Raw genomic sequence first — 21,638 nt, forward strand, 5'->3', positions numbered from 1 at the left:
CGTAAACTGTACGATTCATCTCTCCTATTTTTAAGGAGCCCAATAAAATCTTATCCAGTCGAGTCGTATAAGTCAAGGTAAAAAATTGTTCAGACTACTTAAGGTCGTCTTCTAAATCGTCCTCTTCTTCTTCATCGTCGATAATGTTGCCGTCCAGGTCTTCAACCAATACATCTACGTCTACCTCATCATCGTCATCGTCGTCCACGTCAACATCGAAATCAATGACTTCCACTTCTTCATCTTCGACTGGTGGAATGATCAATACCTCGTCATCGTCGTCTTCATCATCGTCTTCGTCATCCACTTCATCAAAGTCGTCAAATTCCAATTCGTCTTCAAGTTCAAGATCCATGTCATCAAAGTCATCATCACTGGATACTTTCGCTTTCTTCTTGCGTGCTTTAACTGTTGGTGCAGATTCTTCTTCAATCTGCTCTACCGGATACCATTCACGGAGGCCCCAACGATTTTCGCCAAGTATCAAGAATCGGCCGTCAATATTCATGTCTGTATAAAACTGGACAAGGCGCGCTTTCATATCTTCTTTCGATAAACCGAGTAAGGCTTCAATTGCTGAAACAATCTCCGGGTAAGTTTTAGTTTCATGTGTTTCTTCTAAAATGGCATAGGCTAAGTCGACAAACGACTCTTCCACTAATTCGTCTTGTGATAATTCACGGATATTCAATCTGTGCACGTCCCTTCTTCTATCTTCAACTTTATTCATTATATACAAAGTAGGTGCACTCCGCTACCGTGTTTTCTTTTTTCTGCCACTAAGCTGTGTCCAGCCAAAATAAAATAAATAAAGCGACAAGATCAAAAAAGGAATGGATGCAAGTGCTTTATTGTACAGAAATAAAGTAAGTACGATGCAGAGGATGATGATTATGTAGTGGATATATTTCGACATGGAGAATCATCCTTTGCTGTGGCTACATTGAACTTTCTTCTATTATACAGAAAATTGACGTTTAACGCGACTCACCGGGTTTTGATTTTTACATTTGCGCTGACAAAATTGTGGATTTGATAACAGATCTGGTTGAACGCAGACAAAAATCACTTTTGCTGCCCGCTAAAGCCATATTTGCGAAAATATCGCTTATTGGTCTTCCCATTTCCAGAAAAAAACCGTTTGCGGAAGCTCCACAAACGGCTGATTTTATTTTTCTTTGTCCAGCTCCGGCGGCCAGCTCCTCGAGGTCGCGCCGGTCTCTCGGAAAATGGCAGAGAACGCCATTTCCTCAAGTCCTCATGCGCTTGTCTGGCCTCCAGTGCCTAGCTCTTCGAGACATAGGCCCGCCCAATTTCGCGGCAAAACCCGCCACTCCATTGGTCTGTCTAAAACCTTATTGCTCCTGTCTCTGCATCGCTGCGCTAGCTTCGAGACATAAAAGTACGTTGCAGCGCTTTGCGCTTCGTCGCAAAGATATGGTCTAAATGCAGTTTGGACCATATCTTGCCTGTCAGAGCTGAGCAGGCACTTCCGCTTTTCTCGAGTCGGAGCTAGATGGCCGTCTCCGCTTTTCTAGTTACATATTTCTTCTGTATTGTCCGCCTACTTCGTACAAAGCTCTGGTGATTTGGCCAAGGCTTGCGACTTTCACGGTTTCCATCAGTTCTTCAAAGATGTTGCCGCCTGATTTCGCTACATGTTTCAAATGAGCCAATGCTTCATCGGAAGCGTTGCGCTCCTGGAAAGCGCGCAAATTAGCGATTTGCGTTTCTTTTTCTTCAGTGGTAGCACGTGCGATTTCCATCGCGTTGATATCTTCGTCACTTTGCGGATTCGGGTTTAAATACGTGTTGACCCCGATAATCGGCAATTCACCCGTATGTTTCTTCATTTCATAGAACATCGATTCTTCCTGGATCTTGCCCCGCTGGTACTGGGTTTCCATTGCTCCCAGAACGCCGCCGCGGTCGTTGATGCGGTCGAATTCTGCAAGTACTGCGTCTTCCACCAATTGAGTCAGCTCTTCCACAATGAATGCGCCTTGCAGCGGATTTTCGTTTTTCGATAAGCCGTGCTCTTTTGTGATGATCATCTGGATGGCCATCGCGCGGCGCACCGATTCTTCTGTCGGTGTCGTGATTGCTTCATCATAAGCGTTGGTATGAAGCGAGTTGCAGTTATCCTGAAGCGCCATCAATGCCTGCAAGGTTGTCCGGATATCGTTGAAATCGATTTCCTGGGCGTGCAAGCTGCGGCCGGATGTCTGTACATGGTATTTCAGTTTTTGGCTGCGGTCGTTGGCGCCGTATTTATCGCGCATCACCACTGCCCAAATGCGGCGTGCTACACGGCCGATTACCGTATATTCCGGATCCAGGCCATTCGAGAAGAAGAATGACAAGTTCGGAGCAAAATCATCAATGTGCATGCCCCGGCTCAAATAATATTCAACATATGTGAAGCCGTTCGATAAAGTGAACGCCAGCTGTGAAATCGGGTTGGCCCCTGCTTCCGCAATATGATAGCCCGAAATCGATACGGAGTAATAATTGCGCACTTTGTGGTCGATAAAGTATTGCTGGATATCGCCCATCATGCGAAGCGCAAATTCCGTTGAGAAGATGCAAGTGTTTTGCCCTTGGTCTTCTTTCAAAATATCTGCCTGCACCGTTCCACGCACGACTTGGAGCGTCGATTCGCGCACTTCCGTGAACTCTTCGAGCGTTAACGGACGACCGAATTTCTCTTCGTTGATTTTCACTTGCTGATCGATGGCAGTGTTCATAAACATCGCCAAAATGATCGGTGCTGGTCCATTGATCGTCATCGATACCGACGTAGAAGGCGCACAAAGATCAAAGCCGTCATACAGTTTCTTCATGTCATCGAGTGTGCAAATTGATACGCCTGATTCGCCGACTTTTCCGTAAATGTCCGGGCGGTGATCCGGATCTTCCCCGTAAAGCGTCACTGAGTCGAACGCTGTTGATAAGCGTTTTGCATCGTCGTCTTTCGACAGGTAATGGAAGCGTTTATTTGTCCGTTCCGGTGTTCCTTCTCCAGCAAACTGGCGCTTCGGATCTTCCCCTTCACGCTTGAATGGGAATACCCCAGCTGTATAAGGGAATGAACCAGGAACATTTTCTAAATAAACCCATTTGAGAATTTCACCGTAATCTTCAAACTTCGGCAAGACAACTTTCGGGATCTTAAGGCCGGAAAGGCTTTCAGTCCGTAAAATCGTCCGGATTTCTTTTTCTCGTACCGTGGTGACGAATTCATCGCCGGCATAAGCTTCTTTCAGCGCTTTCCAGTTTTCGAGAATGCGTTTTGATTCAGCTGACAGCTCATCGCGGACGCCGTAAGCAAGTGATCGGAGAGACGCCACTAAGGCGTCATCCGGCGCTTTTTCTTTGACCGCTTCGATTGCTCCTTCCAATTGGAACAAGCGGCGTGCAAATGCGGCTTGTTCTTTTGCCTTCGCATGGTAGCCTCGTACAGTATCCGTGATTTCCCGCAAGTAATAACGGCGGTCATTCGGAATAATCAAGTTCTCTTTTTGCGTTTTGATGAACTGGTCATAAGTTGTCGTCCATTCTGTATCGCATTTTTCATTTACCGTATGAACCAAAGCCGCAAATAAGGAATTGGTGCCTTTGTCATTGAACTGGCTGGCGATTGTGCCGAATACCGGCATCTCATCGAGTTCTTTATTCCATAACAAATGGCTGCGCTGATACTGCTTCTGAACTTGCCGAAGCGCATCTTCAGAGCCTTTGCGTTCGAATTTATTGATGACGATCAAATCTGCGTAATCGATCATGTCGATTTTTTCAAGTTGTGTCGGTGCACCGAATTCGCTTGTCATGACATACATCGATACATCAGCGAAGTTAGCGATTTCCGCATCCCCTTGCCCGATTCCACTCGTTTCCACGATGATCAAGTCGAACCCTGCCGCTTTTACCACATCCAGAACATCGCCTAAAGCGCCTGAAATTTCCGTTCTAGATCCGCGTGTTGCCAAACTTCTCATGAAAACGCGTTTATTGAAGATGGCATTCATGCGGATGCGGTCGCCCAATAGCGCGCCGCCGGTTTTTTGTTTGGTCGGATCGATTGACAAGATGGCAATTTTCTTGTCCGGTAATTCCGACAAGAAACGGCGGATCAGCTCGTCGGTCAGTGAACTTTTTCCTGCTCCGCCTGTCCCTGTAATCCCAAGGACTGGCGTATTTTTCGTCTGGGCACGGACAGCTTGAAGCAAGTCATCCGTATCAATGTCACGTGTATGGGCTTCTTCCGCAGCCGTAATCAGATTTGCCAAGGCAACCGGCTTGTCTGCAGAGATCCCTTCAAAAGACTGGTTTTCTTTCACCGTAGAAAAATCGCATTCTTTGACGATTTCCTGGATCATTCCTTCAAGGCCTAATTTCCGGCCGTCTTCAGGAGAGAAAATGCCGGCGATGCCGTACTCTTCCAGTTCCTGAATTTCGCGCGGCAAAATAACGCCTCCGCCTCCGCCGTAGATGCGGATATGGCCTGCGCCTCTTTCCTCTAGCAAGTCATGCATATACTTGAAGTATTCCATGTGTCCGCCTTGGTATGAAGAAATGCAGATGCCTTGGACGTCTTCCTGAATCGCCGCATTGACGACTTCTTCCACTGAACGGTTGTGTCCAAGATGGATCACTTCCGCTCCGGCAGCCTGTAAAATTCTGCGCATGATATTGATCGATGCATCATGGCCGTCAAAAAGACTCGATGCGGTTACAAAGCGAACGTGGTTTTTCGGCTTGTACTTTGTTTCTTCTTGTAAAATCGCCATTTTATATTAAGCCCCCTGTATCGTGATTTTTTCTCCTGCCATCCCCTGCAGCAGAAATTGAGTTTGAAGCTGGGTGAATTCCTGAATGGTGAAATCCCGCAATGCCCATCGCCGAAACGCCCACATCTGGCCCTGTACGAATAAATGATGGGCTGCCAGTTTGATTTCTTTCGGCGTCAGTTTTATTTCACCGCTATCGGCGCATTCTGTCAGCAGACGCTCAAATAAAGAGACCATTTCAATTTCTTTTTTCAGCACATACTGCAGCGCGTCTTTCGGCAGAGATTTCGATTCCTGGTACATGACCACAAATTCGTCCTGCATATCATCGATCAAACCATAATAATGTTCGAGTGCGGTTATGAGCACTTCCAGCGTTCCTTTTTCGATATCAAGAGCATCAAGCCTTGCATTGACTTCATCGTAAATCGAGTCACAAACAAGGTACAGGACATCTTCTTTTGTGCGTATATATTCATATAAAGTGCCGATGCTGAAACCCGAAGCTTTAGCGATTTCCCGTGTGGTAGTCCGGTGAAAGCCCTTTTCTTTAAAAAGCGTGACAGCGCCCCGGATCATCTGCGCACGGCGCTTCTCAATCAGGCTTTCGTCTTTCACGGATGACTGTATTTCACGCTTTTTGCTCATGGGCAGATCCCTCCAGTTACTTAGTGACCATCCGGGAAATGACCAAACGCTGGATTTCCTGAGTGCCTTCATAGATTTGTGTGATTTTCGCATCACGCATAAAACGCTCAACCGGATAATCTTTCGTATAGCCGTAGCCGCCAAAAACTTGAACCGCTTCAACGGTCACTTTCATCGCGGTATCGCCGGCCATCAATTTTGCCATCGCCGATTCTTTGCTGTAAGACAGTTTGTTCGATTCAAGCCATGCCGCCTGGTACGTGAGTAACCGTGAAGCTTCGATTGAAGTCGCCATGTCCGCAAGCTTGAATGAAACGCCTTGGTTTGCTGCAATCGGCTTGCCGAATTGTTCGCGTTCTTTCGCATAATTCACGGATGCATCCAAAGCGCCTTGTGCGATGCCCACCGCTTGGGCTGCAATGCCATTGCGTCCGCCGTCAAGAGTCTGCATAGCGATTTTAAAGCCTTGCCCCAATTCACCCAGCACGTTTTCTTTCGGTACGCGGCAATTGTCAAAAATGATTTCAGTTGTCGGGCTTGAACGAATGCCGAGTTTCTTCTCTTTCTTGCCGACTGAGAAGCCTTCAAAATCTTTTTCAACAATAAAAGCTGTCGTGCCTTTATGTTTTGAATCCGGATCTGTTACGGCAAAAACGATGTAGATATCGGCGATGCCGCCGTTTGTAATGAAGATTTTCGAACCGTTCAAAATGTAATGGTCGCCGTCTTCTTTGGCGTTCGTTCTCATGCCGCCAGCATCAGACCCTGATTGCGGTTCAGTCAGGCCGTAAGCGCCGATTTTTGTTCCTTCGGCCATCGGGCGCAGGTATTTTTGCTTCTGCTCCTCTGTACCGAAAGTATAAACAGGCCATCCGGCAAGTGAGGTGTGGGCTGATAGCGTAACACCAGTCGATGCGCAGACGCGTGATAATTCTTCCACTGCGATGCAGTAAGCCAAATAATCAGAGCCGATGCCGCCGTACTCTTCTGGCCAAGGAATTCCTGTCAGGCCCAGTTCCGCCATTTTATCGAAAATTTCGCGGTCAAAACGCTCTTCTTCGTCACGTTCTTCAGCAGTCGGTGCCACTTCGTTGTTTGCGAAATCGCGCACCATTTTGCGGATCATTTCATGTTCTTCGCTCAATTGAAAATTCATCTGTCATTTCCCCCTATTATTTTAATAGTTGCTTGCTGATAACGATTCGCTGTATTTCACTTGTGCCTTCGTAGATTTCGGTGATTTTGGCATCCCGGAACAGACGCTCAACCGGATAATCTTCTGTATAGCCGTAGCCGCCGAATACTTGAACAGCTTCGATGGCGTTGTCCATTGCCGCTTTTGAAGCAAATAGCTTCGCAATAGATGCTTCTTTATTGCAGTCTTTGCCTTTTGCATATAAGTCGGCTGCGTTGTAGACGAGCAGTTTTGCCGCTTCCACTTGCGTCGCCATATCTGCCAGTTTAAAGCCGATGCCCTGGTTATGCGCAATCGATTTGCCAAATTGCTGGCGTTCTTTTGCGTAAGCCACAGCATATTCGTATGCTGCCTCTGCAATCCCTAAAGCCTGTGCGGCAATTCCGATACGGCCGACATTTAAATTCGCCATCGCTATGCTGAAGCCTTTGTTTTCTTTGCCCAGCAGATTTTCAACCGGCACTTTCAGGTTGTCAAAAGTCAACTGCACCGTTCTTGAACCGTGAAGCCCCATTTTCTTTTCATCTTTGCCGATGATTAAACCCGGGAAGTCTTTCTCGACGATAAAAGCAGAAATCCCGCGTGTTCCCGCTTCCGGTTTTGTTGAAGCGAACACAATATATGTATCAGCTTCACCACCATTGGTAATAAACACTTTCGAGCCATTTAAAATATAATGGTCACCATTTAAAACAGCTTTTGTTTTTAAGCTTCCTGCATCCGATCCCGCCGAAGGCTCCGTCAGAGCGAAAGCCCCCAAATATTCACCAGATGCCAGTTTCGGAATATATTTTCGGATCTGTTCTTCTGTTCCGAAATTCAAGATTGGGTTAGTCCCGACTGAGGTATGCACTGAAAGAATTACGCCGATTACGGCACTTGCCTTGGATAATTCATGAATCGCGATAATATAAGAAGTAAAATCCATTTCCGAGCCTCCGTACTTTTCAGGAGCGGTAATTCCCATCAAGCCTAACTCTGCCATCTTCTTCATAATTTCTCTTGGAAATTCCCCTTGTTCCATCCGGTCGATAAACGGAGTGATTTCTTCTCTTGCAAAATCACGGACCATATTTCGCATCATCGACTGCTCTTCAGTAAAACGCAAATCCATCGTGGTGCCTCCTAATTTAACTGTATTCATAGAATCCGCGTCCTGTTTTCTTGCCGAGCCAACCGGCTTTCACATATTGGCGCAAAAGAGGGCTTGGGCGGTATTTGCTGTCGCCAAATCCATCGTGCAGCACTTCCATGATATAAAGGCATGTATCAAGTCCAATAAAATCCGCCAATTCGAGCGGGCCCATCGGGTGATTCATCCCAAGACGCATGATGTCATCAATCGCTTCTTTGGTGGCTACGCCTTCTTGCAAAGTAAAAATCGCTTCGTTAATCATCGGCATCAGAATGCGGTTTGAAACAAAGCCAGGAAAGTCGTTGCATTCCACAGGAGTTTTAGATAATTTCACCGTCATTTCTTCAACGGTTTTATAAACTTCATCAGTCGTTGCAAGGCCGCGGATAATTTCTACCAATTTCATAACCGGCACCGGATTCATGAAATGCATGCCAATCACTTGTTCCGGGCGGTTTGTTGCCGCGGCGATTTCCGTAATCGGAAGCGATGATGTATTGGATGCTAAAATCGCGTGTTTCGGTGCAACTTCGTCCAAAGTTTTGAAAATAGTATGTTTCACTTCCATATTCTCGACTGCCGCTTCAATGACGATATCGGCGTCATGAGCGTCCTGCAAGTTAAGGGAAGAAGAAATACGGCCAAGAACAGCCGTTTTTTCTTCTTCCACCATGCGTCCTTTTTCCACATTGCGTGTTAAATTTTTTGAGATTGCCGCGATGCCGCGATCATATGCTTCTTGTTTCATATCATTTAATTTCACAGTAAAGCCTGCTTGTGCACACACTTGTGCAATGCCGGAACCCATCTGGCCGGCTCCGATCACCATCACGTTTTGAATCGCCATTGTCAGTTTGCCTCCTGTTTTGGAACTTCGATCATAATTGCATCGCCTTGACCGCCGCCTGAACAAATAGCTGCGACGCCGACACCGCCTCCGCGGCGTTTCAATTCGTATGCCAGTGTTAAAATGATGCGTGCTCCGCTGGCCCCAATTGGGTGACCTAAGGCTACAGAACCGCCATTGACATTCACTTTTTCCGCATCCAGATTTGCAATTTGCGAACTGGCCAAAGCTACTGCTGCGAATGCTTCGTTGATTTCCACCAAATCGATGTCGTCGAGCGTTTTGCCTGTTTTCTTCAATAACTCGTTGATGACGATTCCTGGAGTTTCCGGGAAGCGATGCGGGTCAATCGCCACTTCTGTGTGTGCCAAGATATGTGCTAATACGTTTTTCCCTTCTTTTTGAGCCCGCTCTTCGTTCATCAACACAAGCGCTACTGCTCCATCGTTGATCCCTGGAGCGTTGCCGGCTGTGATGGTGCCATCTTTGCCGAATGCCGGTTTCAATTTCGCTAACGCTTCAATAGTCGAATTGGCACGCGGAGCTTCATCGAAATCGACCTTGATTGGATCGCCTTTTTTCTGCGGAATTTCAATCGCTACAATTTCTTCAGCAAACAATTCTTTCGCTTTTACAGCACGTTCGTGCGAGCGTGCAGACCATTCGTCCTGCGCTTCACGCGTCAACGCAAATGCTTCTGCTGTCGAGTTGCCGTAAGTCCCCATATGGACGCGGTCCGGATGGAATGAACACGATAATCCGTCATGGACCATGCCGTCGACGACTTGCGCATCCCCCATGCGCAGTCCCCAACGTGCTCTCGGCAAATAATAAGGTGCATTCGACATCGATTCCATGCCGCCTGCCACAATCACTTCTTCATCGCCCAAGCGGATGATCTGGTCAGCAAGCGTAACGCTTCGCATGCCGGAAGCACATACTTTATTGATTGTTTCTGATTTAACGTTGTACGGGATTCCCGCTTTTTTCGCTGCTTGGCGTGATGGAATTTGTCCTTGGCCAGCTTGCAGTACGTTCCCCATGATCACTTCCTGCACTTCTTCCGGTTGGATATTCGCGCGGCTCATTGCCGCTTTGATCGCTTCCGCCCCTAGTTCGCTTGCCGATAACGTGCTTAAGTTGCCCCCAAATTTACCAAATGCCGTACGTGCCCCATCGATAATGACTGTTTTTGCCATGATATTTCTTCCTCCCTTTGTAAACGTTTTCAATTGTGGATAAAAAAATATGCTTGCTGCGATTCTTCGCTTAAAACCGTGACAGTTGATGTGAACGAAGATAAATGATGATTGACAGTAGATAAAAATTTTTGAACGCAGATAAATTTTTCTGAGCGCAGATAAACTGGTTGAACGTTGATACAATGCTGCTTCATCGCAAATCTAAACCCCGCATCACCTTGTACTATTGCCTCTGCATCGCTACGTTAGCTTTTATATAACCATTTGCTCCTGCATCGCTTCGCTAGCTTCGTCGCAAACCATATTGGCCGAACCGGTTCGGCCAATATGGTTGACTGAACGCTCGCTCGGTTTTAATTCAAAACAAAAGGGAGCTTTACACTCCCTGTCATTTTCTTGCTTATGCTTATATCTTATAGAATTTTCTCTCTTTTGGCAATTATTATTGAATGGTTGTCGGCTCTAAACTTGCAGTTCGGTTTCCAATGACTGCCATTTCAAGCAACTCAGCGACGTCATAAGTGCCGACTTTGTCTTCCACTTCTTTGGCTTTCGTTCCATCCGACAACATCGTCAGGCAGTACGGGCAACCGGAAGAAATGATGGTCGGGTTGACTTCCAATGCCTGTTCGGTACGCGCAACGTTGACACGGTGGCCTTTGTCTTCTTCCATCCACATCAAACCGCCGCCCGCTCCACAGCACATTCCGTCTTGGCGGTTACGGACCATTTCAACCAATTCAACGCCTTCGATCGCTTTCAGGATTTCACGCGGTGCGTCAAATACATCGTTATAGCGGCCAAGGTAGCAGGAATCATGGAACGTAATTTTTTCATTTACCGGGAATTTTGGCTTCAAGCGGCCTTCCTGCACCAACTCGAACAGCATTTCCGTATGATGGTAGACTTCAGCTTTAAAGCCGAAATCAGGATATTCGTTTTTAAAGATGTTATAAGCATGCGGGTCAATCGTGACGATTTTCTTGATTCCCGCTTTTTCAAACTCCTGGATGTTGGCTGTCGCCAGTTCCTGGAACAGGAATTCATTGCCCAAGCGGCGCGGTGTATCCCCGGAGTTCTTTTCTTTATTGCCAAGAATGGCGAATTTGACGCCAGCTTCATTCATCAAACGGGCAAAGGATACGGCGATTTTTTGTGAGCGGCTGTCGAATGAACCCATTGAGCCCACCCAGAACAGGAATTCAAATTCTTCGCCGGCTTTGTTCATTTCTTTAACTGTCGGGATGCTGACATCAGGTGCGGCATCTCTCCAGTTTTCTTTTTCTTTGCGGTTAAGCCCCCACGGATTGCCCTGCTTTTCGATGTTTGTCATCGCACGCTGTGCATCTTTGTCCATTTTCCCTTCCGTCATTACCAAGTAACGGCGAAGGTCAATGATTTTATCCACGTGTTCGTTCATTACCGGACATTGGTCTTCACAGTTGCGGCAAGTTGTGCATGCCCAAATTTCTTCTTCTGTGATGACATCTCCAATCAAGCTCGGGCTGTAAAGTTCATCGATGCTTACCCCTTCAGCACCGGCAGCCATCGCCAGTTGGTTTCCTTTGGTGTTATTGAATGCGAGTGCAGGCACCCAAGGTTTTTGGCGGGTCATGACCGCGCCGGTATTTGTTAAATTGTCGCGAAGCTTCGTAATCAAGTCCATCGGAGACAGCATTTTCCCTGTGCCGGTTGCGGGACACATATTGGTGCAGCGCCCACATTCCACGCAAGCGTAGAAATCGATCATTTGTGCCTGGCTGAAATCAGTGATTTTGCCGACGCCGAACGAAGGCATAGCCTCTTCGTCTTCGTTGTCTTCCATTTCTTCAAAGTTGATCGGCTTCAAGCGGCCCACATGGTCTACCCGGTGGAACCACGTATTGACCGGCCCGAAAATCAAATGCGCGTGTTTTGATTGCGGTACGTAAACAAGGAATGTTAATAGGAACAATAGATGCGCCCACCACATAACATAGAAAATAACGGCTGCAGCGGTAACTGGAAGTCCTGAGAATAAAGTCGCAAATACAGATGCTACCGGCTCAGTCCAAGCAGCTTCGTGGCCTTGCCAGATCATGCTTGCACCGTTTCCGACAAGAACGGAAACCATCAAGCCGCCGATGAAAATTAGCACCAGTCCGGATTTCCAGCCGCGCTTCAAGCGCACCAGCTTTTCAATATAGCGTCTGTAGAACGCCCAGACGACAGCGACTAAGATTGTCAAAGTCACGATTTCCTGGAAAAAGACAAATGCCGGATAAAGTGGTCCAAGCGGCAAATGCGCTCCCGGAACCAATCCTTTGATGATAAAATCGATGGCACTCGCTTGAACCAGCAAGAATCCGTAGAAGAACATTACGTGAATCGTTCCGCTCTTCTTATCTTTCATTAATTTCTTTTGGCCGAAAACATTGACCATGACTTTGCGGAAACGCTCTTTGAAATTTTCCTCAAACTCCACTTTCTTGCCAAGCTTTATGAAATCATACCTAGTTTTCAATAAATAGAGAAACAGGTAAACTGCATAAACCGTTACTGCAAGAAACAAAACCCAGTTTGCTATGAGCAATGGCTCCATGATGATATCCCCCTTGTGTTTGTATATTCCAAAAATTCCTTATACAAAGTCTACGTGACTGATAAAAGATTGTCGATACTATGTTCTATAATAAATATGAATGAGCATTCAGTCAATAGATAATATGAAAGGGTTTACATTTTCTATTATATACATCTATCTCATAAAATGAACCAATAATTTGTTATGGATGTTCAAAAAATAACTGTAGATAATCATCTAAATGACTGGACTGCTCATAGAATCTTGCTGAATGATCATAAAACTCCATTTACCGCTCATAGAGCCACACTGAGTGATCATAGAACTCCGCCTACCGCTCATAGAATCAATTCCCATAAAAAAACACCACTCAAAGTGGTGCTTCCGCATCTAATGGAAAAACATATTGGCCGAAATGCTGCTTCATCAAATCAATTTGTTCCGGCCGGATGCCAATTAATACGCAGCTTGCCGGCCCTCCTGAAACTTTAAGATCCACTTCAGCCGCTAAAGTAAGTTTCCCGCCAAACAATTGCTCTGCTTCCTTGGCAATGCCTTTGGACCCGACCGGCCAAATTCGGGCAGCAAGACCTTGTCTCAACGCTTCATAAATTTTTTTCATATCCGCAATTTGTTCACTTTTATCCAGCACATCTTTGCCGACCAACGGCATGCCATAAATAAACCATTGCAGACTTTCTGAGTTTATTTCCTTGATGCGCTTGCCGAGCATGGTCACCGCTAGACCCGACTGCAGCGTTTCCATATTGGTTTCAGAACTGCCGGCAATTCTCGGCGCCTCGGTTCCGATTTCGTCGAACAGCTCATGGATTCCTTCTACATACCGGCTCCACTGGGTTTCGCCGCTAAAGTTATGCAGCAGGATCACTTCCGGCTCACTTCCGGCGGCCCACTGCTCAAGCAGCGCCACCCGTGCAGCAAATTTAGCGGTAATTTTATCAGAAGCCGCCACCACATCGTGCGGTTTTTCTCCGATTGCTGCTGAGTTATCGGAAGTGATCACCCAATCCCCCACTTGCAATTCATGGCGCATTATAAAACCTTCTCTCCTACTTTATTCATAAACGGCAGAATGATTGCTGCTCCAACTGCATTGATAGTTGCAGCCACCAGCAGCCCTGGAACTGACGCATAGAAAAATGCCGGAGACAGCAGGAAGTAGAACGGGATCGCTGCAATCAGTCCGTTGAAGACAATGAATACCGGCCATTTCAGGATTGCCCGATTTGAATGGTGCAGCTTGGCAAACAGCCAGACCACCGCCCACATTTCCAGCGCAATGATGATGTGGAATGGCCCGAGCGGCATGCCGCCGAATAATGCAGACAGTAAATGCCCGAGAGCCGCCACTGTTCCGGCAAGCGGTGCGGAAAGGAACAAAACCGCTACAAGAGCCGGCAAGGAATCAAGGGCAATCGATGCGATACCCAGCGGAATTTTAATCATGCCGCCAATAGCCGACAAGCTGATGAATAAAGCGGCCAGCGTGATTTTTTTTGTCGATGGATTAGTCATTTTTCTTTGCACGTCCACCGTTTCTGAATACTTTTGCACTGCGGACATATTCATTATCCGGAACACCTGTCCGTGAATTGGCGACGCGCGCTGCAGCGAATAAATAATCCGACAAGCGGTTCAAATAGCGCTGGACGACCAACGGGAAATCTTCCCCTGCTTTCATCAATGTAACTGTCTGGCGTTCTGCCCGGCGCGTAATCGTGCGGGCGATGTGGAGAGTCGCTGCTGCCGGCGAACCGCCAGGCAAGATGAATCGCTCCAATAATGGCGGCTCTTCCATCAAATCATCGATGCGCGATTCAAGCACTTCCACCGGCTGTTCAGTCATTTTATATTGAGGTTCTTTGCGGACATCCGCCAAATCGCCGCCACAATCGAATAGTTCGTTTTGAATCGCTTCCAGATCAGCCAGCAAATCCGCAAATTTCTCCGGATCAAGCTCGGTCATCGCCTTGCCAATAAATGAATTGACTTCATCGATCGTGCCATAAGCCTCCACCCGTGGTGCATCTTTGTCAGCGCGAGCGCCTATTAAACTTGTTTGGCCTTTATCCGCGGTTCTTGTATAAATTCTCATGTTCATCCGCCCCTTTGATTGTTTGTGGTATACCGTACCAAATCCGTGTGATTAGATCCGCCTTTTTGAATAATTGCTGATACAGCCTGCCAATTACATCCCGCAACTCCCGCTCCAATGGATCCACTGGAACAATGCCGCGGTTCATATCCGTCAAAATCCAGATTTGCTGATTGAGCGGCTGCAATGAAATGGCCTGATCGATCGAATCTATAATAGCTTTTTCATCTATTCCATTCTCGAGCTGAGCCTTAACCCATTCTTCAATTCCGGCAACCACGAGAAACGGAGCAGTTTGGTCTGGCAGCTCCCGCTCCAGCCAGATATGTTCCCGGTTCTCCAACAATTCTTTTACATATTGGCGTTTGCCGTTAAAGGCTCCACCGAACACGATATGCATGGCGCTCCCTCCTCATATGTTTTCCGGCTTTGCCAGGCCAATGTGTAGCAATGCCCGTGATCTGCCGTTTGCCGCCAAAAAGGCTGCCCGCTTCCTTTGGCCAATAAATACCGGATTGGTCCGCCATGTGCAACAATATAAAATTCGTTACCTTCTGGAAGAGACTGCACTGCCTCGTTCACCCTTTGCATGACAGCTGTTAAACTTTCACCGCCAGGAGGTGCCAATTCGGCCGGATTCTCAATCCAGTCCCTATAACTCTGGATGCTTTTCAATTCTTCATAAGTTTTCATTTCCCAGTCCCCAAAATGGCATTCCCGAAAGTTTGGATCAGCATGATAAATAGCGTTCGGAAAAAGGACTGCTGCCGTCTGGCGGCAACGTGCCAAATCACTTCCCCAGACCTGCTGCACTGATGTATTCTTTTTAGCGTCAAAAGGCACAATCGCTTCATCGGTCCAGCCGACGTATTGCTTCAAGCCATTCCCTTTTGTCGGCGCATGCCGGATTAAATGAAGAATAAAAGCACCGTCCATAGCAGCAATTCAGCCCCTTCTATATAAGCTCCAAACAAGTCTCCCGTCACACCGCCAAACTGCCGCAGGCACCACTTCCGATAAAACCAGAGGCTCAATAAGAAAGCAGCAGCAAAAAGTGCCATATTTACAACTCCGGCAAAATAAACAAGAACCCCTGCAGCAATCAGCAGATAAAGGCAAGCCGCTAAAATCAGCCAGTTGGTATTGGCGCGCTGGCGAAAAAAAGCGCCCAGTCCCGTTTTCTTTGCGGTCTTGGTTATGCTGAATAGCATCAGCAAACCGATTCTGGAAAAAAGAGGAACCGCAATAAGAAAACTTAACGAAATTTCGTAAATCAGTTCTGACAAGATAATAATTTTGCCTAAAACCGCGAATAATAAAATCATCGCACCAAAAGCGCCGATTCTCGGATCTCCTAAGATTTCAAGCCGCTTGTCCTTGTCCTGATACGAAAAATAAGCGTCGCCAACATCAGCGAGCCCGTCCAGATGCAGACCGCCTGTGGCTGCCACCAAAAACAGGACAATCACAAATGCGGCAAGCAAGGAGCTCACTTCCGTATAATCCCTTAAGGCAAAAACAATCAATGCAGAGACACTTCCCATCAAGGCTCCCACTAATGGCAATGACAGATACATTGCCGTTACGTCGTTCTTTTCAAGAGGCAGTTCTTTCCTCACCGGGATCACTGAGAAAAACTGAAAAGCCAAAGCCAAACCGTTTGTAAGATGCCCCATCATCGGTTTGCCTCCATCATCCGCTCGACCGCTTGCCAGTCGATATGCTGCTTCACATGAAGCGCCCAGCGTCCATAGCGATCGATTTCTTGCTGGATTGGCGGCTCCGGCAGTTTTTTCATGGTCCTGAAAGGCGCCAGAAATGCACGGCGGCAATCTGGACTGTCAAAAAAGCCATGCAAATGGGTGCCTAAAACGCGGCTGTCTTGATAGCCTTCACTGCCCATTTCATAATGGACCAAAGGCGGATTTACCGCAGTCGATCTTCCGGTATGAATTTCATACCCTTCTACAGGTATGCCCAAATTCTCAAAATGCGCCACTCCGTTGCGCCTTTGCACAAACTTTTCTCCGGTGAACTGTGTTTCCATGCCCGGAATAAAGCTTAAGCCTTGTTCACATTCCACTTTTATGCCGTCATAGCCAAACGGGTCTGCCAGCCATTCGCCCACCATCTGAAAGCCGCCGCACAGTCCCACGATCTTCGATTCATTCGGCAGTGATTTCAGGTGTTGTTCAAGGCCTTGCTGCTTCCAGTATCTCAAATCTGCAATCGTGCTTTTGGTCCCCGGAATGATGACAATGTCCGGAATACCCAAGTCTGCGACAAATTCCACCCAGCGGACAGATACGTCCGGTTCACTTAAAAACGCTTCAATATCTGTAAAGTTCGAAAGGTAAGGATGCTTTAATACTGCAATATCAATCGGCTGGCGAGGAGCGGTCTTCGCCAATTCACGGACACCAAGCGAGTCCTCCTGTTCAATTGCGTGATTTGGCATGTAAGGAATCACCCCAAGGACCGGAATGCCTGTATAAGATTCCAAAAAAGCTATTCCATCTTCAAACAACTTAATATCTCCCCGGAATTTATTGATCAGCAAGCCTTTTACACGCTCAGGATTCGGCATAAGCGCCAATGTTCCGACAATTGAAGCAAAGACTCCGCCTCGTTCGATGTCAGCCACCAGAATTACCGGTACGCCAGCCCGTTCGGCAACAGCCATATTGACCAAATCGCGGTCATTCAAATTGACTTCTGCCGGGCTCCCTGCCCCTTCTATCACCACATGTGTAAACTCTTTTGACAGATTCAAAAGCGCCTGGTCAATGGCAGCCAGCCCCTGTTCATAAAAATGATGCCGGTAATCCATGCCGTCCATTGCCTCTAATTTCTTTCCAAAAAGCACCACTTGTGATTTCATGCCGCTTTCCGGTTTCAACAGAATCGGATTCATGTCAACAGTTGCCACAATGCCGGCTGCTTCAGCCTGCACGCCTTGTGCCCGTCCGATTTCTTCTCCAAGTACCGTTACGTAAGAGTTATTTGACATGTTCTGTGATTTGAAAGGTGCCACATTATAGCCCTGATCAGCCATCAGCCTGCAGAATGCCGTGCAAATCATGCTTTTTCCAACGTCGGATGAAGTTCCTTGAATCATGATTCCGCGCATTTCATCACTTCCTTCTATAAGCGACTCCACTTTCCACTTCATATGCCTTGTCCGACTGATCCACGAGCCATATATGAATTCGGCCGAGCCATTGCTGATAAGTACGATCCCGTACAAAGTCATCCAATACTTCATTTGACACGATGACCAAAAGTTCTGCCTGATTTCGGATTTGCCGGAGAGTTTCCTGTAACGCCGACCATTTTTGTTCCATACAGTCTTTGCGATCAGCGCAAGGTGCTCCTTGTTCCCAGCCTTCATACAATTCGTTGGCGAGCCAAGTAGTCACGCAATCCCACAGCACTACATCTCCAGCACCAATTTCCGGAATAACTTTCTCCAAATGGAGCGGCTGCTCAATCGTTTTCCAGCCTTGATCTTTCCGGTCCTGCCGGTGGCGCTGAATCCGCTCTTCCATTTCCGTATCAAACGCCTGTCCGCTCGCCAGGTAAATTTTATTATTGGCGTCGGTTTTATAGATGAATTTTTCTGCCCAAGCGCTTTTTCCGCTCCGTACACCGCCACTGACAAATATCAATTGTCCCGCAGCCATTGTGTGATCGCCTCCCGCAGTTCCTGCATTTGGACAGCTGATTTCATGCCGATGCGGAACCAGTTCCCATCCATCCCTTTGAATGATTTAGTGTGCCGAAGCACGATCCCTTTTCTCAACATTTCATTGAAAAATAAATCCGGTGCTTTATCTGCCGGCAGCCGGAACGACAGAAAATTCACAGCGGAGTCTGTCACCGCGCAGCCTTTCTCTTCCAAAAAACGCATCATTGACTTCCGCTCGATTCCTGCTGCTTCCATTACACGCACCCGGTAAGCTTGCTGTTCCAAGCACCGGGCTCCAATTTGAGCCGAAAGCGCATTGACATTCCAATGGGCTGCGCCTCGTTTCAACTGTTTCAAAACTTCCGGTTCACCGATGGCATAACCCAGCCGGAGGCCTGGAATGGCATATATCTTGGTCATCGACCGGACAATAATGACATGAGGCAAAGTTTTCTGCAGCGGAGTCAGCGAAAATTCCTCTCCCGCGAAATCAATGAATGCTTCATCCAAGACCAGTTCACAGCCTGCATTCCTGCATTCTTCAGCGATGGATACCAGCACATCCCGTTCCAGTAAAAGTCCTGTCGGGTTATGCGGATTGCAGATATAAACAGCAGCACATCCTTTTAACGCCGGCACCAATTCATCCAGCTGCAGGCGCCAGCCGCTTTCCTCCGTTAATTGGACAGCAACCACTTCCGCTCCTTCTGCCTCAAGCGTTTTGCGGTATTCAGAAAAAGCCGGTTCAATCAATAACACCCGCCTGCCGCGGTAACGGCGGGCCAGCCAAGTGAAAATTTCCGCTGCCCCGTTTCCCGCAATGACATGATCCGGTTCAACACCGTGGAATTTTGCCGCTGCGCTTCGGAACGGCTCTCCATCAGGGTCCGGATAATATTTAATCAATTCCTGCAAATAGTTCCAGGTGGCTTCAATAAATTCTGGCGGTCCAAAAGGATGAACGTTCTCGCTGAAATCGAGAATCCGTTCAGGCGCTTCCATTCCCAGTTGTCTATATAAAAGTTTCGGGTTCGCGCCATGGTCAGGCAAATTCAATGATCATCACTCCTATTGCAAAGAGAATATAAAACCAAATCGTGGCGATATGCATATGCGACACGGCTTCTTTAATATGCTTCGCTTCCAGTTTGTAAATGGGCGTTCCCATACGGGCGCGGTCCGAACGGACTCCTTTGTATGTATTGACGCCGCCGAGTTCTATGCCCAGCTGGACGGCAGTTGCCGCTTCCAGCCAGCCGCTGTTCGGGCTCGGGTGCTTAACGGCATCCCGTGCCCACTCCGCAAAACGCTGACGCATCGTAAGATTTCGTTTATTTTCGGTAGCCAATAGAATCAATGCTCCGGTAAGGCGGCTCGGAATAAAATTCAAGGCATCATCCAAGCGGGCCGAGGCATAGCCAAACTGCGCAAACTCCTCATTTTTATAACCCACCATCGAGTCGCAAGTATTGACTGCTTTATACAGCCATAACCCGGGTGCACCCAGCAGAAATGCCCAGAACATCGGTGCCGTAATGCCGTCGCTCGTATTTTCTGACACGGTTTCGACAACGCCGCGGGTAATTTCACTTTCATTCAAATGGGCGGTGTCTCGCCCGACAATCCAGGAAAGCTTTTCCCTGGCCCCGCTCCAATCCTTCTGAATCAGCGGCTGGTATACGTCTTCTGCCGCGTCACGCAAACTTTTTTGTGCAAGGCCAGAAGCGATTAAAAGCGTTTCGATGAGAAAGCCCATACTCCAGTGAACGGCATATGCTCCCGCCACCAATAGATAAGCCGTTCCGAAAGCTGCCGCAGCAGTGGCTATGATGAGGAAAAAACCGTTGCGAAAAGCATTCGGCGGATGGTTCCATTTGGTTGTCAGCTTTGATATCAAGGTTCCCAGCCACCGGACCGGATGTGGCCAGCCATGAGGATCTCCGACGATCCGGTCGATTATGAGAGCCAGTCCAATAGCAAAAATGTGGCTGATCATGCCTTTTTCGCCTCACGGTATAAGCCGATTGCTTCCACGGTACATTCAAACACCCCTGCTCCGATCAACTTGCCAAGCTCGGTGATCGGACCGCCGTATGGCAAAAACTCTCCCCGCTGTGTAGCAGCGACCAAACAGCTGTCAGTCGAAGTTCCTGTCGCCAATGTATTGGTCAGCGGATCCATTACACCTTCAAGATGAAGCGCTTTTGTTTTGGCTTCCGTAGCGGTAATCATCGCTTGGATAAAAGCTTCATCCGATAATTTGCCATTGACCATGATCCACGTATTGATCGTTCCAACTTGCACGGCACGCTCAAGTGCCTTCGAGACATCCACTGCATTACCAATTCCTGCAGTCACTGCAATAACAACGGAACCGAAAGAAGCTTCATACTCCTTCACGATAGCATCCTGGGTTTGTACAGCAGTCATCATTCCGACAGTATCGGTAGGTTTAAAACCCAATCCTTCAATAAATTCCGTCATTTCCATCAAACTGTCGTCGATATTATAATTCATGTCCACATGGCGATTGATGAAAGTCCGGAACCAGCCGGCTCCTGCATTGATTACCGCTGAAGATACGGTTTTCAGAGGAACTTCACTTTGGTAAAGCACCATATTCGGCGAAACTGCGAAGTCTTCGGCGCGGATGGCCCATTCTTCTGTCCGCCGTTTTACTCCTGGAAGGAGCGTAACTTGCGGTTTTGGAAGCTCCGGATGCGGGTGGTTGCTGACCCGCGTCTGGTAGACGGCTTCAATATCCTGTTCCCGTACCACTTCATGCGGCTCCCCCATGCGAACAATCTTGCCATGGTCCAATAGTAATAATTGATCGCAATACATGGACGCAATATTGATGTCATGGAAAATCGATACAATGGTCAATTCTTTTTCAATCGCTTGTTTTTTTATGGTATCCAGCAGTTCTTTTTGATGGTTGATGTCCAAATGATTGGTCGGTTCATCGAGCAACAGGATTTTCGCATTTTGGGCCAATGCTTGGGCCACGAAAACACGCTGCTGCTCTCCCCCTGATAAACGGTCGATTTGTGTATTTTCATAATGGGTGATATTCATCAAGCGCATGGCTTCTGTCACAGCCGCTTCATCTTCTTCAGACCAGGAAGAAAACCAGCCGCTTTGATGCGGGTATCTTCCAAGCGAAATCGTTTCACGGACCGTATGGGCAAATGCATGCGCATGAAGCTGAGGCAAAACGGCCATTTGTCTGGCCAGTTCCTTAGCCCCAAAATCTGTGATCGACTTTTCTTCAATTTCAATCTTTCCGCTCTTTAAAGGCAGCACCCCGCTGATTAATTTCATCATGGTGGATTTCCCGCTGCCGTTCGGCCCCAAAATACCAAGCATCGAACCTTTTGAAACTTGGAAAGAAACGTCATTGACGATATTCTTCTCTCCGTATCCACCAATCAATCCTGTTATTTTCAACATA

General features: G+C 47.5%; 19 protein-coding genes. All 19 read right to left on the reverse strand.

Annotation, left to right across the window (positions count from 1 at the left end; translation table 11 throughout):
• Positions 1-94: 94 nt before the first annotated feature.
• The 19 genes from rpoE to AC3AQ9_RS08745 all read right to left on the reverse strand — a co-directional run bounded on the left by rpoE (position 95) and on the right by AC3AQ9_RS08745 (position 21,637).
• Positions 95-691, reverse strand: coding sequence for a DNA-directed RNA polymerase subunit delta (rpoE, locus tag AC3AQ9_RS08655; protein ID WP_488307570.1), 597 nt, complete (start codon positions 689-691; stop codon positions 95-97).
• A gap of 847 nt (positions 692-1,538) precedes the next feature.
• The gene (gene icmF / locus AC3AQ9_RS08660) at positions 1,539-4,790 is read right to left on the reverse strand and encodes a fused isobutyryl-CoA mutase/GTPase IcmF (RefSeq protein WP_488307063.1); all 3,252 of its coding nucleotides are present in this window, start codon (positions 4,788-4,790) and stop codon (positions 1,539-1,541) included.
• A 6-nt stretch (positions 4,791-4,796) separates the two neighbouring features.
• A complete protein-coding gene (locus AC3AQ9_RS08665) occupies positions 4,797-5,438 on the reverse strand; it encodes a TetR/AcrR family transcriptional regulator (protein ID WP_488307064.1) in 642 nt (213 codons plus the stop codon).
• Between the two features lie 16 nt (positions 5,439-5,454).
• Complete coding sequence (locus AC3AQ9_RS08670) at positions 5,455-6,594, reverse strand: acyl-CoA dehydrogenase (protein ID WP_488307065.1); 1,140 nt, start codon at positions 6,592-6,594, stop codon at positions 5,455-5,457.
• A gap of 16 nt (positions 6,595-6,610) precedes the next feature.
• The gene (locus tag AC3AQ9_RS08675; protein ID WP_488307571.1) at positions 6,611-7,747 is read right to left on the reverse strand and encodes an acyl-CoA dehydrogenase; all 1,137 of its coding nucleotides are present in this window, start codon (positions 7,745-7,747) and stop codon (positions 6,611-6,613) included.
• Between the two features lie 16 nt (positions 7,748-7,763).
• Entirely contained in the window at positions 7,764-8,615 is an 852-nt protein-coding gene (locus AC3AQ9_RS08680; RefSeq protein WP_488307066.1) for a 3-hydroxybutyryl-CoA dehydrogenase, read from the reverse strand.
• A gap of 2 nt (positions 8,616-8,617) precedes the next feature.
• The gene (locus tag AC3AQ9_RS08685) at positions 8,618-9,814 is read right to left on the reverse strand and encodes an acetyl-CoA C-acetyltransferase (RefSeq protein ID WP_488307067.1); all 1,197 of its coding nucleotides are present in this window, start codon (positions 9,812-9,814) and stop codon (positions 8,618-8,620) included.
• A gap of 445 nt (positions 9,815-10,259) precedes the next feature.
• Positions 10,260-12,398, reverse strand: a complete 2,139-nt coding sequence (locus tag AC3AQ9_RS08690; RefSeq protein WP_488307068.1) for a (Fe-S)-binding protein — start codon at positions 12,396-12,398, stop codon at positions 10,260-10,262.
• Positions 12,399-12,750: 352 nt separating this feature from the next.
• Complete coding sequence (locus AC3AQ9_RS08695; RefSeq protein WP_488307069.1) at positions 12,751-13,434, reverse strand: alpha-ribazole-5-phosphate synthase; 684 nt, start codon at positions 13,432-13,434, stop codon at positions 12,751-12,753.
• Entirely contained in the window at positions 13,434-13,916 is a 483-nt protein-coding gene (locus tag AC3AQ9_RS08700) for an ECF transporter S component (protein WP_488307070.1), read from the reverse strand. Before AC3AQ9_RS08700 ends, AC3AQ9_RS08695 begins: the two co-directional genes overlap by 1 nt.
• Entirely contained in the window at positions 13,909-14,496 is a 588-nt protein-coding gene (locus AC3AQ9_RS08705) for a cob(I)yrinic acid a,c-diamide adenosyltransferase (RefSeq protein ID WP_488307071.1), read from the reverse strand. Before AC3AQ9_RS08705 ends, AC3AQ9_RS08700 begins: the two co-directional genes overlap by 8 nt.
• Entirely contained in the window at positions 14,468-14,896 is a 429-nt protein-coding gene (locus AC3AQ9_RS08710) for a bifunctional adenosylcobinamide kinase/adenosylcobinamide-phosphate guanylyltransferase (protein ID WP_488307072.1), read from the reverse strand. The genes AC3AQ9_RS08705 and AC3AQ9_RS08710 overlap by 29 nt, the downstream gene beginning before the upstream one ends.
• Entirely contained in the window at positions 14,848-15,432 is a 585-nt protein-coding gene (locus tag AC3AQ9_RS08715; RefSeq protein WP_488307073.1) for a histidine phosphatase family protein, read from the reverse strand. The genes AC3AQ9_RS08710 and AC3AQ9_RS08715 overlap by 49 nt, the downstream gene beginning before the upstream one ends.
• The gene (gene cobS, locus AC3AQ9_RS08720; RefSeq protein WP_488307074.1) at positions 15,405-16,175 is read right to left on the reverse strand and encodes an adenosylcobinamide-GDP ribazoletransferase; all 771 of its coding nucleotides are present in this window, start codon (positions 16,173-16,175) and stop codon (positions 15,405-15,407) included. Before cobS ends, AC3AQ9_RS08715 begins: the two co-directional genes overlap by 28 nt.
• Positions 16,172-17,668 carry a cobyric acid synthase gene (locus tag AC3AQ9_RS08725; protein WP_488307075.1) on the reverse strand — a complete coding sequence of 499 codons (1,497 nt, stop codon included), beginning with the start codon at positions 17,666-17,668 and terminating at the stop codon, positions 16,172-16,174. Before AC3AQ9_RS08725 ends, cobS begins: the two co-directional genes overlap by 4 nt.
• Positions 17,631-18,179, reverse strand: coding sequence for a bifunctional adenosylcobinamide kinase/adenosylcobinamide-phosphate guanylyltransferase (locus tag AC3AQ9_RS08730; protein ID WP_488307076.1), 549 nt, complete (start codon positions 18,177-18,179; stop codon positions 17,631-17,633). The genes AC3AQ9_RS08725 and AC3AQ9_RS08730 overlap by 38 nt, the downstream gene beginning before the upstream one ends.
• A complete protein-coding gene (cobD, locus tag AC3AQ9_RS08735; RefSeq protein WP_488307077.1) occupies positions 18,161-19,240 on the reverse strand; it encodes a threonine-phosphate decarboxylase CobD in 1,080 nt (359 codons plus the stop codon). The genes AC3AQ9_RS08730 and cobD overlap by 19 nt, the downstream gene beginning before the upstream one ends.
• The gene (gene cbiB / locus AC3AQ9_RS08740; RefSeq protein WP_488307078.1) at positions 19,227-20,180 is read right to left on the reverse strand and encodes an adenosylcobinamide-phosphate synthase CbiB; all 954 of its coding nucleotides are present in this window, start codon (positions 20,178-20,180) and stop codon (positions 19,227-19,229) included. The genes cobD and cbiB overlap by 14 nt, the downstream gene beginning before the upstream one ends.
• Positions 20,177-21,637: an adenosylcobinamide amidohydrolase gene (locus AC3AQ9_RS08745; RefSeq protein WP_488307079.1), complete on the reverse strand. Its 1,461-nt coding sequence runs from the start codon at positions 21,635-21,637 to the stop codon at positions 20,177-20,179. Before AC3AQ9_RS08745 ends, cbiB begins: the two co-directional genes overlap by 4 nt.
• Position 21,638: the final 1 nt, after the last annotated feature.

Source organism: Planococcus sp. VCh962 (genome assembly GCF_057748275.1).